At 34.2% G+C, this 15,472-nt stretch carries 15 protein-coding genes and 1 tRNA gene; 3 read left to right on the top strand and 13 right to left on the bottom strand.

The window, feature by feature from the left end; translation table 11 throughout:
• Positions 1–130 precede the first annotated feature (130 nt).
• The 8 genes from HMPREF1864_RS03030 to folE form a co-directional block, all read right to left on the bottom strand.
• Complete coding sequence (locus HMPREF1864_RS03030) at positions 131–2,659, bottom strand: ribonucleoside-diphosphate reductase subunit alpha (protein WP_062571373.1); 2,529 nt, start codon at positions 2,657–2,659, stop codon at positions 131–133.
• 414 nt (positions 2,660–3,073) lie between these two features.
• Positions 3,074–4,834 (bottom strand): copper amine oxidase N-terminal domain-containing protein, encoded by a 1,761-nt coding sequence (locus HMPREF1864_RS03035; protein ID WP_062571374.1) that lies wholly within the window; start codon positions 4,832–4,834, stop codon positions 3,074–3,076.
• A gap of 1,005 nt (positions 4,835–5,839) precedes the next feature.
• Entirely contained in the window at positions 5,840–6,547 is a 708-nt protein-coding gene (locus tag HMPREF1864_RS03040) for a hypothetical protein (RefSeq protein ID WP_062571375.1), read from the bottom strand.
• A 13-nt stretch (positions 6,548–6,560) separates the two neighbouring features.
• Complete coding sequence (locus HMPREF1864_RS03045; RefSeq protein ID WP_062571376.1) at positions 6,561–7,058, bottom strand: hypothetical protein; 498 nt, start codon at positions 7,056–7,058, stop codon at positions 6,561–6,563.
• Between the two features lie 2 nt (positions 7,059–7,060).
• Positions 7,061–7,633, bottom strand: coding sequence for a glycoside hydrolase family 73 protein (locus HMPREF1864_RS03050; RefSeq protein WP_062571377.1), 573 nt, complete (start codon positions 7,631–7,633; stop codon positions 7,061–7,063).
• Positions 7,623–8,441: a 2-amino-4-hydroxy-6-hydroxymethyldihydropteridine diphosphokinase gene (gene folK / locus HMPREF1864_RS03055; protein ID WP_062571378.1), complete on the bottom strand. Its 819-nt coding sequence runs from the start codon at positions 8,439–8,441 to the stop codon at positions 7,623–7,625. Before folK ends, HMPREF1864_RS03050 begins: the two co-directional genes overlap by 11 nt.
• A 10-nt stretch (positions 8,442–8,451) precedes the next feature.
• Complete coding sequence (locus HMPREF1864_RS03060) at positions 8,452–8,931, bottom strand: HD domain-containing protein (RefSeq protein ID WP_062571379.1); 480 nt, start codon at positions 8,929–8,931, stop codon at positions 8,452–8,454.
• Positions 8,931–9,485 carry a GTP cyclohydrolase I FolE gene (folE, locus tag HMPREF1864_RS03065; protein WP_062571380.1) on the bottom strand — a complete coding sequence of 185 codons (555 nt, stop codon included), beginning with the start codon at positions 9,483–9,485 and terminating at the stop codon, positions 8,931–8,933. The genes HMPREF1864_RS03060 and folE overlap by 1 nt, the downstream gene beginning before the upstream one ends.
• Positions 9,486–9,650: 165 nt before the next feature.
• On the opposite strand from folE, the gene HMPREF1864_RS03070 reads away from it, so the two are divergent.
• Together HMPREF1864_RS03070 and HMPREF1864_RS03075 are read left to right on the top strand one after the other, a co-directional pair.
• Positions 9,651–11,021: a D-alanyl-D-alanine carboxypeptidase family protein gene (locus tag HMPREF1864_RS03070; RefSeq protein WP_062571381.1), complete on the top strand. Its 1,371-nt coding sequence runs from the start codon at positions 9,651–9,653 to the stop codon at positions 11,019–11,021.
• A 77-nt stretch (positions 11,022–11,098) separates the two neighbouring features.
• A tRNA-Arg gene (locus HMPREF1864_RS03075) sits at positions 11,099–11,175 on the top strand.
• 168 nt (positions 11,176–11,343) lie between these two features.
• On the opposite strand, the gene cutA is transcribed toward HMPREF1864_RS03075, so the two are convergent.
• Positions 11,344–11,664 (bottom strand): divalent cation tolerance protein CutA, encoded by a 321-nt coding sequence (gene cutA, locus HMPREF1864_RS03080; RefSeq protein ID WP_062571382.1) that lies wholly within the window; start codon positions 11,662–11,664, stop codon positions 11,344–11,346.
• A gap of 101 nt (positions 11,665–11,765) precedes the next feature.
• Here cutA and HMPREF1864_RS03085 point away from each other — a divergent pair, with 101 nt between their 5' ends.
• Complete coding sequence (locus HMPREF1864_RS03085; RefSeq protein ID WP_062571383.1) at positions 11,766–12,098, top strand: phage holin family protein; 333 nt, start codon at positions 11,766–11,768, stop codon at positions 12,096–12,098.
• A gap of 287 nt (positions 12,099–12,385) precedes the next feature.
• Here HMPREF1864_RS03085 and HMPREF1864_RS03090 read toward each other — a convergent pair whose 3' ends face one another.
• From HMPREF1864_RS03090 to HMPREF1864_RS03105, 4 genes are read right to left on the bottom strand one after another with little or no spacing between them, the layout of a single operon-like run.
• Positions 12,386–12,802, bottom strand: coding sequence for a hypothetical protein (locus HMPREF1864_RS03090; RefSeq protein ID WP_062571384.1), 417 nt, complete (start codon positions 12,800–12,802; stop codon positions 12,386–12,388).
• Complete coding sequence (locus tag HMPREF1864_RS03095) at positions 12,802–13,692, bottom strand: PhzF family phenazine biosynthesis protein (protein ID WP_062571385.1); 891 nt, start codon at positions 13,690–13,692, stop codon at positions 12,802–12,804. The genes HMPREF1864_RS03090 and HMPREF1864_RS03095 overlap by 1 nt, the downstream gene beginning before the upstream one ends.
• A 1-nt stretch (position 13,693) precedes the next feature.
• Positions 13,694–14,545 carry a ParB/RepB/Spo0J family partition protein gene (locus HMPREF1864_RS03100; RefSeq protein ID WP_062571386.1) on the bottom strand — a complete coding sequence of 284 codons (852 nt, stop codon included), beginning with the start codon at positions 14,543–14,545 and terminating at the stop codon, positions 13,694–13,696.
• The gene (locus HMPREF1864_RS03105; RefSeq protein WP_062571387.1) at positions 14,538–15,293 is read right to left on the bottom strand and encodes a ParA family protein; all 756 of its coding nucleotides are present in this window, start codon (positions 15,291–15,293) and stop codon (positions 14,538–14,540) included. The genes HMPREF1864_RS03100 and HMPREF1864_RS03105 overlap by 8 nt, the downstream gene beginning before the upstream one ends.
• Positions 15,294–15,472 lie beyond the last annotated feature (179 nt).

A 15,472-nucleotide genomic window follows, 5' to 3' on the forward strand; every position in this document is an offset into this window, starting at 1 on the left:
TTTCCTCCTTAATAATAATTTGTAACGATTTTCTAAATTTTTATGACTTTATAAAAAATTACGACTTCATAAAAATTTACGACTTTATAAAAATTTACGACTTTATAAAAAATTGTAGCTTTATAATAATTTATGATGCACAGTAGTCGCAGTCTTCAACTTCTAAAGACTTACTTCTCACATAATAAACAGACTTTAACTTTTCCTTGGCTGCCTTGATATAAAGGTTGAGGATCTTTCTCATTGTGAAGTCAGTTGTTATATAGAAGTTAATGGACTGAGCCTGGTCAATGTGCCTTTGCCTAATAGCTGCAGCTTCGATTACAAAGTTTTGATCAAGTTCGTGGGCATTTTCATAGAGCCAGAAGCTTTGTGGTGTCAAGTCTGGTGCCACCCTTGGAAGGATTGAACCCTTCTTTTCTTCCAAGAAGTACCTGTTCATAATTGGGTCAACACCTGCACTTGTTGCAGCGATAATTGAGGTTGAACCTGTTGGAGCAATTGCCATGATGTAACCATTTCTAAGTCCGTTTGTCTTTACATCTTCTCTTAATTTATTCCACTTAGCATCCTTGTAGCCACGAAGGTCGAAGTAGTTGCCGTTTTCCCAATCGGAGCCTTGGAAGAAGTCATAAAATCCCTTTTCCTTGGCAATCTCCATAGAAGCAGTAACTGCGTGGAAGTTTATCCTTTCATAAAGGTCGTCTGCCCACTTCAAGTGGTCTTCTATATCAGAAAATGCCATTCCAGCCTTTACAAGGGCATGGTGGTAACCAGAAGTTCCAAGACCTATGGACCTGTACTTCCTATTTGTCACCTTGGCATAAGGGATTGGGTAGTAGTTAAGGTCAATAACATTGTCAAGGGCCCTTACAGTTGTTGCAACAATGTCCTTTAACTCCTTGTCGTCTTCAAGATTTATATTTCCAAGGACAAGGGAAGCAAGGTTACAAACTACAAAGTCACCAGGCTTAGTCTTTGTCACAATTACTTCGTCCCCATCTTCAGTTTCTATTGTAGTATCTAGGGTTTCAATGGCAGACATATTTTGCATAATTTCTGTACATAGGTTTGAAGAATAAATCATGCCCATGTGCTTGTTTGGATTCATCTCATTTACATTGTCCCTGTAGAAGGCAAAAGGTGTTCCAGTTTCTGTAAGGGACTTGATAATAAGCCTAACAAGGTCCTTGACAGACATTTCACGACGGGAGATAGATTCATCTTCAATACATTCCCTGTACTTTTCTTCCCATTCCTTGCCGTAGAAGTCCTCAAGAGAATAGCCCTTCTTTTCAAGAACTTCGTGGGGATCAAACATATACCATGGGGCATTGATGTCCTTCTCTGCCAATTCAAAGAATAAATTTGGATAAGAAATAGCAGGGAAGATGTCGTGAGCCTTCATCCTGTCATCACCATTATTTGTACGAAGTTGTAGAAATTCTGGAATGTCCTTGTGCCATACATCAAGATAGCAGGCAACAGAACCTTGACGAACTCCCAATTGGTCAACAGCAACAGCAGTGTCATTGGCAAGCTTTATCCATCTAATTACGCCGCCAGCAACTCCCTTGAAGCCCCTGATGTCAGATCCAGTTGCACGAACCTTTCCAAAGTAAAGTCCCATTCCACCGCCATGCTTAGAAATTTGGGCGAAGTTGTCAATGGAACGATAAATTCCCTTTAGAGTATCTGGCACTGTGTCAATAAAACAGGAAGAAAGTTGGTTGTATGGCTTTCTAGAATTAGACATAGTTGGTGTTGCAACAGTAACCTTTAGGCTAGAGTAAATGTCGTAGAACTTCTTAGCCCAGTAAATCCTATTTTTCTCAGGGATGGCAAGGTGCATGGCAATTCCCATAAACATCTCTTGGATAGATTCCACAAACCTACCATCGTGGCTCCTGATGACATACCTCTTGATTAAAAGGTCAAGTCCAGAATAATTTAAGAGCCTGTTTCTTGAATTATCAATATATGCTTCCAGCTCAAGAATATCTTCCTTAGAATAATTTTCTAGGATGTATTTGCCGTAAAGACCCTTCTCAGTTAAGAAGATAATCTTTTCGTAGAAATTGTTGATCTTAAATTCTTCTAGGTTAGCCTTAATTTTCTTTTCAAGGTCATAGTTTAAGAAAAGGGCTGCGATAAATTCCCACCTAGGGGCATCCTTGTCTGTTAACTCACTTGCCGCCTTGATAATTTCAGAAAGATAGGCATCTTGACTTTGGTCCTTCTTCACAAAGGATTCAAACTTCTTGTACAAGTTCTCAAGCTCGTACTTCTTTGGATCGTAAGTCTTTCTCACAAACTTCAAAATCTTTAGGACCTTGCCGTCAGTGATGTAGTTGGCGAACTTGTCTAAGATTTGTCTTTCTTCAGAATGTCTATTCCTGTAAAGGATGTAAGCCTTTACAACTTCGATTTCCTTCTCATCAATTAGCTTTAGCTCAACTAAGTCCTGAATTTCTTCCACAGTAGGTGGCTTCTTTGGGTCATAGTTTTTTAATAAGGTCTCCTTGATGTCAAGGGCATAGGCGTTGATGACAGAATCAACATAGGCTTTTCCAACAGAGTCAAAGGCTTTTTCGATGGCATTCTTTATCTTTAAGTGATCGAAGTCCACCTCTCTCTTATCTCTTTTTAATATCTTCATAAATCCCCCATATAGTAGACTTTTTATTTATAAGTTTTCAAATACTACTATATAGTACCATAAACAAAATTTAATAAATAGCTTTAAAGTAGATAAAAAATAATCTTAGCAATTTGTTCCTTACTTATAAGGCTATAACTTTTTTATTTTAATAATATTAATATTCGAGTGCACTAGGTGGTTATCAAATAATGGGCACTAAACAGTTTGAATTCGATCAATACAGGATGAGTGGATGTAAGAGATAAGAATTATCTTTACTATTAAATAGGAAAATTGCAATTCTTGAATAAAAAATCCACACCAAGATAGACTCGAAAAAAAAAGAAGCCTGACTTGGCTTCCTAATAAAATATCTATGTTATTTAAAATCAAAAAAATCCCAAGAGACTTGCTCCTGGGATAAATTTTTACTTATTTTACTACTGAGAAAAGAACTTTTGCTACTTTTTCGGCAGATTTTTCTGTCTTTTCAGCAACTTTTTCTTCCTTAACTTCTTTAGTTTCTTTCTTGTCAGCTTTTTCTTCTTTAACTTCTTCCTTATCTTCTTTTAAGAATGCTGCCATTTCTTTTTTGTTTTCTTCTTGGTATTTCTTTAGAAGTTCAGGGTTCTTGTCAAGGTCAGCCTTTGCTGCAAGTAATTTATTTAATTCTTCGCCTTCATAAAGGTCTTTTAAATTTTTAACAACTTCTTCGTCTTTAAGGTCAGTTTTCATTGAAGCGATTATCTTGTAGTTTTCTTCTTTTTCAATTTCTGCAAGCTTAGCTTCTAATTCCTTTTCTGTCATGTTATAGATGTCAACTATTGGCATTCCATCGTTCTTATCGTATTTAACCTTATAACCAAAGGCTTCTGATACGAATCTTACAGGGATGTAAGTCTTATCTTTTACAATAACTGCTGGAGAGTCAAGTGCAACTTCTTTTCCATTTACAAGGGCCTTGTTAGAATCAATCTTTAAGACGATTTTGTTCTTGTCCTTTGTAACTGTTACACTTCTGTCTTTTCCATTCCAATCAACTTTTGCACCGATTTTTTCATAGAAGGCACGAGCTGCTAACATAGTTCTGTCATTCATGATCTTTGGAAGAGCTTCAGGGTCTTCAAAAGTTATGTCTTCGCCATTTACTCTTACTGTTACAAGAGTCACATTTGGCATAATTAACTTCATGTATTCATCTGTAGTTAATTTTTTAACTGAAGTTGGGAAGTTGATTTTTACATTTTCATCTTTTACTGTGTTAACTTTTCCCTTAACAGAAACTTTTATAAAGTCTGCAAAGTTAAATTGCATTGCTAGATCTTGGATAACTTTGTTTTCTTCAAAAGTTGTCTTTTGAGAAATGTTTGATCCCTTAATCATTTCTTTTATGCCCTTAGCAGCTTCTTTTAAGTCTTCTGCCTTGTATTCTTTGTTAAGTTCTTTGAAGTCTTTTCTTTCTTCTTCAGTCATTGGAAGTCCAGCCTTGTCAACAATTGCTAAGGCAGATGTTGAAACTGCGTCCCAATTTTTCATAACGCCGTCAGCTGACTTGATGAACTGGTCAATTATAGCGTCACTACTTGCGTTTAATGTGTATGTGTTGCCTTCAACTTTGAAGTCAATTTCTTGTTTAATGCCCTTTGATGCAAGGTCCATTAACTTGATTAGGTCTGTCTTAAATTCTTCGGAGTTAAAGTATTGTGCAGCTTTTGGTGAAAGACCATTTCTTTCATCTGCAATTGAGATGTAGCCTTCCTTGATGTTCTTGAAGGATTCATTTCCAAGTGCAAAGATATCTTTTGACATGATAACTTCATTGCCCTTTACATAAAAGTCCATCTTGATCTTGTCTGGCACATCTTTATTAAGGCCAGCGATTTCTTTTTGGCTCTTAGAAACTTTTGCAATTTCTTTTTTTAAGTTTGTGAAGTCCATATTCATTAAAACATGAGCCTTATCTTTTCCAACTTGTTCACCAGTAAGGCTTACAGGGAATTTCATTTTTACGACTTCTTTAGTTTCAGGATTTTTTACTTCAACATTGTATTCAAGTTGTCCAGAAACCTTTGAGCCCTTCCAGTTTGCAACCTTTTGAGATGCATCTAGATATGCTGTTGTGTTTGCACTACAAGCGCCAAGAGTTATGGCTGCAATAAGTACAAGAAAAATAGTTAAAATTTTCTTTTTCATAGTATACCTCCTATTTGCTTTGATTTTATCAAACCCAGAGAAGCCTTTCAAATTAAAACAATATTACATAAAATAAATTAAATTAAACTAACTTATTAATAAGAAATTCTTATAAATTTTCATAATATTTTATTCGCCTTGCTTGGATTTGATTTTGTTTTGGCTTACTTTTGCTTAGACCAGCCCTGCATCATCTATCCAGGACTTTTTTTTAGCTTACACATAAAATACTTGTACTTTTGTATCAACTCCTTAATACAATAATCATTATATCTGCTGTCTTTTTAATTTGCAAGATAAAATTTATGTAATAAAAATTTTTAACTGTATATACTTTATATCTACACTATAATCTTGGCAATTCTTTTTGTCAAGAAATTTTATAAATTTTTTGCTTTATCTTAATAAGCTGTGAAAAATTTTTAACTCCCTTAATTCAAGTTTTATTTTTTATCCACAATTTTTCTTCCTTATCTACATTTGTGGACTCTTGGATTTTTATCAAGAGAAATAAATTTTATTTCATATAATAAATTAACGTCTAATAAAATCTTATCTTTATAGGGTTTTAGCCTGCAAAGTTATTAAGTAAATTTGAAATTCCAAAATCAATATAACAAAAGAAAAACTTCATAACAAGAAAATATACCGCAACTTTTGGTTGCGTCGTGGCTTATCTAAAAAAATCCTTTTTAATATTTTTATCAAAAACAAAAATGAAATTTCCTCTAACCCTGTAAAACAAAAAGAGACCCATCTGGATCTCTTGATTTTAAAATTTTCAATTGTTATGTAACTATAGCTCTATACCTCGTAAATTAAGCATTCAACCTTTAGCAATAAGCTACTTTCAAATGAGATACTTTGCTACCTTTCCCTTGCGGGATAAATTAAAACTTGTCATTGGAATCACCTTTTCTTAGTTACCAATTTGTTTTCTCTAGCTAGCTTATCTATAGTATAGAGCACTAAAGTTATTTTGTCAATGTTTTCCTAAAAGTTTTTTTATTTTTTTAAATTTATTTTTTTCTCGTCGATTTTACCATCGTTAAGGGCCTTGTTAATTTCAATAATTGCTTGATTTGCTGAGTTTTTGGACCCAATATTTACTATATAGTTCCTAAATCCCTCCTTACCTTTTATAACAATTTCATCGTTCTTTGACTTGGAAATAGATTTCATATCTTCGTAGGGAAAATAATCATTTCCAAGTACAAGTCCTTTACCATAGGATCCCACAAGAGTTCCAAGTTTGTCCCTGCCATCTCTAAAGGATGACTTTAGGGGTATGTCATAAATTATTGTATCCTTGTCTTCTCTGCTAGGGAATTTTCCATTTTGGAGGTTAAATAAAAATAGGAGTAATAGCCCTATTAAAAATAATGGATTTGCAAATATATTGATGATCTTGTTATCTCTCATATACATTTGTTGGAAAAAGTAAATATTTACAAAAAGCAAAAAGCCTATATAAATAAAGACGTTTAAGTTGTAGGTCCTCTTTTTTATATTTAGGTCCTCAAGTTTTAGAATTTTCTTGTACTTTGATATGAATTCCACTGCTGTCATCAAAAATAGGTAGTTTACTAAAGCCCACATGATTGAGTACATAATTGACCCATTGCCAAGCACTGTTTTTATGCCAGATAACTGAAGTCCAAAGGGAATTATTGCTGATATTATAAGGACTATGTTAGATGTTTTCTTATTCATTGTTTCCTCTTTCTTATTTTTTCTTCTTTTTCTTTTTTTTACTCTTTATGTTTTTCAAATTCTTATTTGCTTCTTCTTTTTCTTGTTCTAGTTCTTCGGCAACCTTATCGTTTTTAGTTAGCATTAACATGGTTCCAAAGAAGACAAACATATAGATTCCAAAATTTATAAACATTTTTTTTAGATCAGTTTCTATGACTGATAAGTCATTTTGGCTAAGTCCTGTTAAATTTTTGTACCTATAATAGGATATGCCTGAGAATAAAATTACTAAGATTATCATATAAATAAAAACTGATTTTGTGTCCTTGTATCTTTTTTCATCTACAAAGAAGAAAACTGCCAGGGTTGATATGGATATTATCCCCAATAGGATTGCCAAAGTCTTGTAATTAAAAACCTGGGCAAAGTTATTTGTATCTAGCTTGTTGTACTTAAATACAAGGAAAGCTATTGAAAGAATTATGATTATTAGGCTGGTTTTTAGCCACTCTTTCTTATTTTTTGTCAATTTTACACCTCGTCGTATTTATTTAAGCCATATTTTTCTATGACTGATATTATTTTGTCTGCGTAGGCAGGGTCTGTTGCGTAGCCAGCTTCTTTTATAAACTGGGCAGCTTCCCTATAATTCTTGGTAGTCTTTACCTTTTTGTATCTCTTGGCTGTGGAAAGGAGCTTGCCATAGTGGTCAAAGGATTCCTTCTTGGAAGAGTATTTTTTGAAATTCTCCATATAGCTTCCACTTTGACCATCAACATATTCTTCGGTCTCGAATACTATGCCTTCATTCTTTTTCACTGCCTTGATTCCAAAATAATTATTGTATTCTTGTGAAAGCTGAGATCTTCCCCAATTACTCTCAAGGATTGACTGGGCAATCATAACTGATGGTAGCAGGTCATATTTTTTTGCCACCTTAACTGCTAATTTTTCTGTCTCTGCAATATAAGCCTGTCTGTAATTTTGCTCTTCCTGGGCCCTTCTTTCTGCTACAGAATTTATTAAAAGTCCCATAAAAAAGACAATCCCAAGGAAAGCCATAATAATACCAAGACAGTCACAGCCCAGCTTCTTAATATTCATCTTTCACTTCTTTATAAAGCCTGCTTATTTTTTTATTTAGGATTGGATGAAAATAATTCGGCATAAGTTCATTTAGGGATTCTAATACGAACTCCCTCTCTGCAATATAGGGATGGGGCACTATTAACTCATCTGTGTAGTGGATTTCTCTATCTATAAAGAGAATATCTAAGTCAATTGTCCTTGCTCCCCATTTTTCATGCCTAACCCTGTCTAGGTCAATCTCAATTTTTTGCAAGATGTGGAGGAGGTCATGGGGATCTTCAAAGGAGGACACCCTTACAACTGTATTTAAAAAGTCTCCTTGATCAGTCTTGCCCCAGGCCTTGGTTTCAATTATAGGTGCCTTTTCTAAGACTCTAAGCCCAGCTTCTTCCATCTTTTCTAAGGCTGATTTAATATAGTTTTCCCTGTCTCCAAGATTTGTCCCAATCCCAATATAATAGTTCCTTCTCTTTTTTTTGCAGCGAACTGATGCTGTGTCTAGGGGAAGATTAATTGGTGCCCAAGGCTTTTTTATTGTAAGATCCACAGTTTCTGCTATTTCATAATTGTCAAAGATGAATTTTGTCATCTTGTAGGCAAGAGTTTCAATTAAGTCCTCTGTTTCATTTTTAAAAAGATTGTAGAGGTCATGGGACAACTTTCCATAGTCTATGGACCTGTCCAAGTTTTTTTCTATGGCACAGTCCCTAAAACTCATCCCAATTTCTGCACTAATTAAAAATTTTTGTCCAAGTTTATTCTCTTCTTCAAAAAGCCCATGGTTGGCATAGACTTCTAGATCTTTTATCTTAATAAAATCCATAATACTCCCATCAATAAATTATTGTGTGATTTTTCTTGTTGAAGTCCCAATTGCACCCCTCGTAGGCAGGACACCTAAAGCAAGACCTTGACAACTTGTCTGCCCTGTAAAATATATTAAAAAACTCGTCCTCTTTCTGGTCCTTGCTTCTGTGAGCTCCAATGCAATCTAGGATTCTTTTCTTTTCTTCTTCTGAAAAATCAGTAAGCTTTAAAATTTTTCTTGCAAGGTCAACTGAGGCAATGGCGTGATTTATTCCCTCTTTTATCTCAATGAGCCTCCCTATGTCGTGGAGGAGGGCTGTTGAATAAATCATATCCTTGTCAACATCTACATCTTCTTCTAGTTTCAAGATGTAACAAATCCTTGCAACAGACACAAAGTGTTCATAGTTGTGCCTGCAAAAAAACCTGTCCCTCTCTAGGTATTCAAGTTCATTTAAATAGTCATTGTAGATTTTACTCTTAAGAATTATGTCTGTATTTTTCATTAAAATTCAATAAGTCTAAAGGCTTCTTGTTTTTGCTTTTCGTCAGTTTCTAAAACACCTCTAGCTACTGATGTTACAGTCTTTGAGCCAGGCTTTTTAACACCTCTCATATTCATGCACATATGCTCTGCTTCTATAACTACAAGAACTCCCTTTGGTTCAAGGTACTTCATCATGGCATCTGCAATTTCAATGCTTAATCTCTCTTGAAGTTGTGGTTTTTTTGCATAAGTTTCCACTGTTCTCGCAAGTTTTGAAAGACCTGCCACCTTTTCATTTGGTATATAGGCGATGTGGGCCTTTCCATAAAATGGTAGGAAGTGGTGTTCGCACATAGAATAAAAATCAATGTCCTTTACAACAACTATATTGTCCTCTGTTATTTCAAAAGTCTTTGAAAGATGTTCTTCGGCTGTTTTTCCAAGTCCTGCAAAAATTTCTTCATACATTCTTGCAACTCTTGCTGGAGTTTCTAATAGACCTTCTCTGTTTTTGTCTTCTCCAATCGCCTCGATAATCATCTCAACAGCTTTTTCTATTTTTTGTTTATCCATTATAGTCTCCTCGTAGGTTTAATTTTTAATTTACAAGCTTCATTATAACATATTACCCCTAGAATGGTAACAATTTCCCATAATTTAGAACTTTATAAGTCCTAATAATTCCCACTTAATTTACAATTTATTTATAATTTGATACAATACTTTCCGAGGTGCAAGATGAAAAAATTACTTCTATATTTATCTCTTGGACTTATAATTTTTTCTGCCCCAGGAAGTGTCTTGGCAGCAGAGTCTAAAGCCCAAAGTGATAATATTAAGGCAGCTAGTTCAAATGTCCAAGATGCCACAGCTACAAAGGCTGAAGAAAAAGAAATAGATCCAAAAACAATTAGAAATCAAGATTTTCTAGTCCCAACAAAGGACGGTGTCCAAAAGGCCAACCTTTATGAGGCTGAAAAAATTAAAAAGTTAGAAGAAGTTCCACTAGAAGGACTCACTAAGTCCTACTTATTGGGAGACTACAAGTCTGGTAAAATCCTAGAAGGCTACAACCTTGACGAGGTTCGTGCCATGGCATCAACTTCAAAATTGGTTTCTATTTTTGTTGTTTTAGATAAAATTCAAGAGGGTAAAATCTCTCTTAATGACGAAGTTGAAATCGACAAGGAGGCTGCAGCCCTAACTGGATCTTCCTTTAAATTAAAAGAAGGTGACAAGGTCACAGTGGAAAAGCTAATCGAAGCTTCTATGGTTGTATCAGGAAACGATGCAATTACAGCTCTTGGCAAGCACGTGGCAGGGTCTACTGATGCCTTCGTAAAGATGATGAACGACAAGTGCAAGGACCTGGGACTTAAAAATGCCCTAATGGTAAACCCAACAGGACTTACTAATTATGAAATTTTGGACTACAACAAGATGACTACTAGGGAAATGTTCAAGTTAGCATCAGAACTTATTAAGTTTCATCCAGAAATTTTAAAATACACTTCCATCCCTAAGTTGGAAGACCCTGGAAGAAACTTTATAGAATACAGCACCAACCCTGTCCTTGGCATTGTCCCAGAAGTTGATGGACTAAAGACAGGTTATACCAATGCAGCTGGCAGGTGTGTAATCTTAACTGGTCTTGAAAAGGGAGTAGATGAAAAGTCTAAGGACATGAGGCTTATTGGGATAACAACAGGTTCCAACTCTGACTTTGAGAGGTTTGTTGCCTGCAAAAGACTTATTACTAGGGGCTTTGAAGACTACGGCTACAATGCAATAGGAGACACTGAAAAGGAAGTAAGGACCATAGAAGTCCTACACTCTCAAGATGAAAATATACCTGTTTATCAAAAGGAAATTGGCTACATACTTTCCAAGTCAAATGATAAATACAAGGAGATTGTGGAAATAGATGATGACCTAAAGGCTCCAATCGAGGCGGGTTCATCTGTTGGAAAGATTTCCTTTTACAAGGGTGACAAGCTAGTTTTTGAAAGTGACTTAATTGTAAAGGACAAGGTCTATGAAAAGGGCATAATCAATAAATTCAAAAGAGTCTTTGAAGAAATTTTTGTAAATATTGAAAAAGCTGCCTAAGACTATAGGGTTAAAAATAAAAGAAGTGTCATTAAATATTGACACTTCTTCCTTATTTATATACAATTATTTTATGAGTCTACGTAGCTCAGTAGGATAGAGCACACGCCTCCTAAGCGTGGGGCCGGAGGTTCGACTCCTCTCGTAGACGCCAAATTATTTAAACTCCAAAATCTCTAAGCTAGAGGCTTTGGAGTTATTTGTTTATTATAGAAAATTTCTTAATTTATATCTTTATATTCCTTCCAATTTTAGCTCCTATTATAGGACAATTTAGTCACAAAATATTTTAAATCAAAAATCCTTGATAGCTTAATTATTTTTAATCTAAATCTATAAGCTCAATAATATTAATAACAGGGACCTCATATGGGTGATTTTCCTTAATTATCTTCATGACTTCTCCCAGATTTTCTTTTCTTATCCTAAATTCTAACTTTGATTCTTGAACCTCTTCTATCTTGTTTAGGCTTCCAATATAGGGATTGGCGCCTTCAATGGGTCTAAAATGCCCTAGCACATATGTTTCTGCATAGCAGTAGTCATAATTTTCTTCTTTTAAAAATCCACCTTCATTTATCTTGTCTATTAACTTTCTACTGTCCTCTCTTGGGATAAATATCTCTATTTTTACGTGTTTCATATCTACCTCCTCCCTTATTTATACCACATATTTTTACATAGGGGTAAAATTGTTTAATTTTTTGCAATTTTGGTTATAGATAAATTAAGGAGGAATAATGTATGATTAAATTAATTATAAAAGTCTTGGTTAGTGGATTAGCTATTTTAATAACTTCTGCATTTTCAATAGGAATTAAAACAGACGGTTATTCTGCTGCTATTATGGCGGCAATTGTAATAGGAATTTTGGACTGGGCAGTTAACAAGTTCACAGGCATTGATGCTTCACCTTTCGGTAGAGGTGCAGTTGGATTTATTGCTGCAGCAATAATTTTATTCATTACGGGTAAATATGTTAATGGATTTGATGTATCTATTGTTGGTGCTTTTGTGGGCGCCTTTATTCTTGGTATTGTGGATTCATTCCTACCAGCTGACAAAAAGACCATGTAATATAAATTGGACTCGACTTAGGTCGGGTCTTTTTTGTGGATAAGTTGAGTTTTTCCTTCTTTTTTTATGTCTTTTTTTATTTTTTCTAAGTTTTTTATCCACAATTCTTCTATCTTATCTACAATTGTTGATATTATCTAATTTTTCACTCCTTTTTCTTAATCGTTTTGAATTTTTTATAAACATATAAATTTTCCTTTTTAATTTATACTTATCAACAAGGTTTATTAATTTTTATCAAGGAAACAATGCAAATAAAAAACTCAGTGAGCCTCAGCTCACCAGGTTTATCTTCCATATTTTTTTATTATTTCATCAATCATTCTTGAATTTCTAGAATTAATATTGTAATAAATATTATTGACCCTAATTGTTAGTCCTGTCTTAACAAATGAAATCTTGTTGCCACTTGTGAAGTAAACATTGATGTAATTGGCAATTTCTCCATTTGTATCCTTGTTTGCTTGTTTCCCTCTTAGACTGTTTAAGTCCTTTGAAATCTTTGTAACTATTTTTCTGTCCTTAATAGTCTTCATGTTATCAGTCTTAAAACCTATTATTTCAATATAGTCAATGTCTCTAGGATTAATATCTACAATCTTGTTTCTAGAAGATACTAGACTACCTCCAAAAAAGACAAGGACTGCAAAAAATATTACCAGAACTAGCTTTGATCTCTTTGATTTTTTCTGTCTTCTTCCCATTATAAATATATAACTCCATTCATAAATACATAGGCCCTGCCTCCGACCCTAACCTTATTTTCACTTTCACCAAGGCTAGTTAAAACCTTTGAGACTCTTCCAATATAATCTCCTTGAGTGGCATAAATTGAGTCACTACTTGCAATGTTATTTGCCTTTAAGTAGTGCATAGTGGCTGCTGTTGATGTTCCACTTCCAAATTCTTCATCAACACCAATAATTGGGGAGAAAGTCCTTTGTTTGACTTCTTTTCCATCTTCTGTAGTAAAGGTATGAATTGAAATTATCTTTTCTTCTCTTGAAATCCTTAATGCCTCATCCCTATTTAAATTTATGGATGATAAGACTCTCTCATTTTTTACTGGAACAAGGATGTCACAAGTTCCCATTGATATTCTTTCCATATTTAAGTTTTCTTTTATATCTAGACCTATATCATCAGGTCTTAAATTTAAAGCTCTTAAAACACCTTCTGGAGCATCATATTTTTCTCTCAATTCAACATTTAAATTCATATGAACATTTTGAATTTTAAAACCCTTGTATTCAAGGTCTACTGGAATTCTACCAATTTTTGTATGCTGAATAATCTTTTTTATTCCTTCTTCCTTGGACATAATGTATTCATTTTCAGCAAGGGCATAAAAAGTTGCAATAGTTGCATGACCACAAAGATTTATTTCCCCTTCTGGTGTGAAAAATCTTGTTAAGTACCTATCCCTATCAAGCCCTCTTACAAAAACTACAACGGATTGGTTTATATCCCTTGCAATGTTTTTCATTTCAAGATCTGTAAGCTTTCCATCATCGATGACTACCCCTGTAGAATTCCCCATAAAGGCCCTGTCTGAAAAGGCAGATACTAGATAGGTTGTATAAAATCTCTTCATATTAATTCAAATCTCCAGCTAATATTAAATCAAGAATCCTGGATAGGTCTTCTTCTCCATAGTATTCTATTTCTATTTTACCTACCTTGCCTCTTTTTTTGAAATTTACCTTAGTTCCAAGAGTTCTTTCCACCTTGTTTCTCATATCTACTAAGTAAATATCTTCTTTTTCTTGGACGCTAGGTTTTTTCACTGCCTTGTTGTTGTCATTAACAGGCAAGGAATCCTTGATAATCCTCATTGCTTCCTTATATTGTTTGTCACCATCTTTTATAGAAAGAAGTTTTTTCCCATGTGATGTGCTTATTTTCTCTTCTTCAAGAAGTTTTAAAACTCTTGGGTCAAGATTTAAAAGCCTAATGGTGTTGCCAACATATTGTCTAGATTTTCCTATTTCATCAGCAAGTTCTTTTTGAGTTAATTCTTGTGAATCCAATAGGTGTTTATAACTCATGGCTTCTTCAACCGGATTTAGGTCCTTTCTTTGAATGTTTTCTATAATCGCTATCCTTGAGGATTCGTCATCAGAAATATCCTTTACTATAGCAGGAACCCTTTCAAGACCAGCAAGTTTTGCAGCTCTAAATCTTCTTTCACCGGCTACAATCTCGTACTTTTCATCTTTTTTCTTCAATAGAAGAGGCTGAATAATACCATACTTCTTTATAGAAGATGCCAAGTCCTTTAATTCTTCTTGATCAAAGTTTTTTCTTGGTTGACCTTCATTTGCAAATATATCTTCAATATTTATTTCCATTAGCTTGGAGCGTTCTTCTTCTATAACTTCTCTTATCTTTTCACTAGAATTAAGAAAGTTTCCAATGCCCCTTCCAAGCCCTTTTTTCTTAGTCATTTATCTCACCTATTACTTCCTTGGCAAGGTCTGAGTAAGCCTTGGCCCCCTTAGAACTGCTGTCATAGTCGTATATATTCATACCATAGCTTGGAGCTTCTGCCAACCTTACATTCCTTGGTATAAAACTCTTAAATACCTTGTTATCAAAATGCTTTTGGATTTCTTCTACCACTTGGTTTGAAAGATTAGTCCTTCCATCGAACATACACATGACAACTCCTAATAAGCTTAGGTCTGGATTAAAGTTTTCCCTAACAAGGGTCATTGTATCCATAAGTTGAGTTACACCTTCAAGGGCATAGTATTCACATTGGACTGGAACCAAAATTTTGTCACTTGCTACAAGGGACATCAGGGATAAAATTCCAAGAGAAGGTGGTGAATCAATAATTACAAAATCATAGTTATCCTTTACCTTATCTATCATCTTTTTTAGTTTAAACTGCCAGTCTTTGTGGATTGCTAACTCTATTTCAACTCCTGCAAATTCTGAATTTGATGGGATTATATCGAGTTTTGAAAAACCTGTTGGATATATTGAACCTTCTTCTTCATTTATTAGAAAGTCATATATCATGTTGTCAAATTCATATAGTCCAAGGCCCGATGTGGCATTTCCTTGTGGATCCATATCCACTATAAGAGTTTTTTTGCCTCTTAGTGCCAATGCTGAACTTAAATTTATAACTGTGGTGCTCTTTCCCACGCCACCTTTTTGATTAAAAACTGTAATTACAAGAGACATATTCTTACCTCATTTCTATACTATCAATAGTATCACGTTTAAGTTTTAATTTAAAGATGAAGTCTTATAAGAGATAATTTTTTTTAATATAATTTTTTATCAAAACTTTTTATATACCATGCTCTACGTGGAGCATCTTATTATGGAAATTTTTGTGCTCTACGTAGAGCATTTGTAAT

The organism is Peptoniphilus sp. DNF00840, from assembly GCF_001553125.1.
In the GTDB taxonomy this organism is placed as follows: domain Bacteria; phylum Bacillota; class Clostridia; order Tissierellales; family Peptoniphilaceae; genus Peptoniphilus_A; species Peptoniphilus_A vaginalis.

What these genes read in the sequence shown, in the direction of transcription:
- HMPREF1864_RS03030 (WP_062571373.1), bottom strand. Translation starts at nt 2,659, where the DNA reads ATGAAGATATTAAAAAGAGATAAGAGAGAGGTGGACTTCGATCACTTA.
- HMPREF1864_RS03035 (WP_062571374.1), bottom strand. Translation starts at nt 4,834, where the DNA reads ATGAAAAAGAAAATTTTAACTATTTTTCTTGTACTTATTGCAGCCATA.
- HMPREF1864_RS03040 (WP_062571375.1), bottom strand. Translation starts at nt 6,547, where the DNA reads ATGAATAAGAAAACATCTAACATAGTCCTTATAATATCAGCAATAATT.
- HMPREF1864_RS03050 (WP_062571377.1), bottom strand. Translation starts at nt 7,633, where the DNA reads ATGAATATTAAGAAGCTGGGCTGTGACTGTCTTGGTATTATTATGGCT.
- folK (WP_062571378.1), bottom strand. Translation starts at nt 8,441, where the DNA reads ATGGATTTTATTAAGATAAAAGATCTAGAAGTCTATGCCAACCATGGG.
- HMPREF1864_RS03060 (WP_062571379.1), bottom strand. Translation starts at nt 8,931, where the DNA reads ATGAAAAATACAGACATAATTCTTAAGAGTAAAATCTACAATGACTAT.
- folE (WP_062571380.1), bottom strand. Translation starts at nt 9,485, where the DNA reads ATGGATAAACAAAAAATAGAAAAAGCTGTTGAGATGATTATCGAGGCG.
- HMPREF1864_RS03070 (WP_062571381.1), top strand. Translation starts at nt 9,651, where the DNA reads ATGAAAAAATTACTTCTATATTTATCTCTTGGACTTATAATTTTTTCT.
- cutA (WP_062571382.1), bottom strand. Translation starts at nt 11,664, where the DNA reads ATGAAACACGTAAAAATAGAGATATTTATCCCAAGAGAGGACAGTAGA.
- HMPREF1864_RS03085 (WP_062571383.1), top strand. Translation starts at nt 11,766, where the DNA reads ATGATTAAATTAATTATAAAAGTCTTGGTTAGTGGATTAGCTATTTTA.
- HMPREF1864_RS03090 (WP_062571384.1), bottom strand. Translation starts at nt 12,802, where the DNA reads ATGGGAAGAAGACAGAAAAAATCAAAGAGATCAAAGCTAGTTCTGGTA.
- HMPREF1864_RS03095 (WP_062571385.1), bottom strand. Translation starts at nt 13,692, where the DNA reads ATGAAGAGATTTTATACAACCTATCTAGTATCTGCCTTTTCAGACAGG.
- HMPREF1864_RS03100 (WP_062571386.1), bottom strand. Translation starts at nt 14,545, where the DNA reads ATGACTAAGAAAAAAGGGCTTGGAAGGGGCATTGGAAACTTTCTTAAT.
- HMPREF1864_RS03105 (WP_062571387.1), bottom strand. Translation starts at nt 15,293, where the DNA reads ATGTCTCTTGTAATTACAGTTTTTAATCAAAAAGGTGGCGTGGGAAAG.